This is a genomic window from Brevibacillus reuszeri, assembly GCF_002897295.1.
Taxonomy (GTDB): domain Bacteria; phylum Bacillota; class Bacilli; order Brevibacillales; family Brevibacillaceae; genus Brevibacillus; species Brevibacillus reuszeri_A.
The window spans coordinates 1-417 of the sequence record NZ_BEXF01000154.1 but is presented as its reverse complement, the minus strand read 5'-3'; the positions used below and the strand labels follow the sequence as shown (position 1 = coordinate 417).

Genomic DNA, 417 nt, shown 5'->3' with positions numbered 1-417 from the left:
CAACACCCGAAGTCGGTGAGGTAACCGCAAGGAGCCAGCCGCCGAAGGTGGGGTAGATGACTGGGGTGAAGTCGTAACAAGGTATCCGTACCGGAAGGTGCGGATGGATCACCTCCTTTCTATGGAGCATTACACAGATTGCATTCTTTCCGGTTTTGAGGGTGCATCACTCTCGTCTTATAATCCCTTTTTGGGTTATAATGGGGCTGTAGCTCAGTTGGGAGAGCGCCTGCCTTGCAAGCAGGAGGTCATCGGTTCGATCCCGTTCAGCTCCACCAAAAGAATAAATATGTTCCTTGAAAACTGGATACTGCATGTAATTGCTAAGGATATTTAAAGTGTAAGTACTTTTTAGTAATACACAAATGCAAGGATGGCCTGCTAAGTTCGTCTCATCCATGAGACAACGCAGAAACA

General features: G+C 47.2%; 1 tRNA gene and 1 rRNA gene. Both read left to right on the top strand.

From position 1 onward, the window contains the following. Window positions 1-119, top strand: a 16S ribosomal RNA gene (locus C3B52_RS35945); the annotation flags it as partial. 83 nt (window positions 120-202) lie between these two features. Beyond that, window positions 203-278 (top strand) — tRNA-Ala (locus tag C3B52_RS35940). Window positions 279-417: the final 139 nt, after the last annotated feature.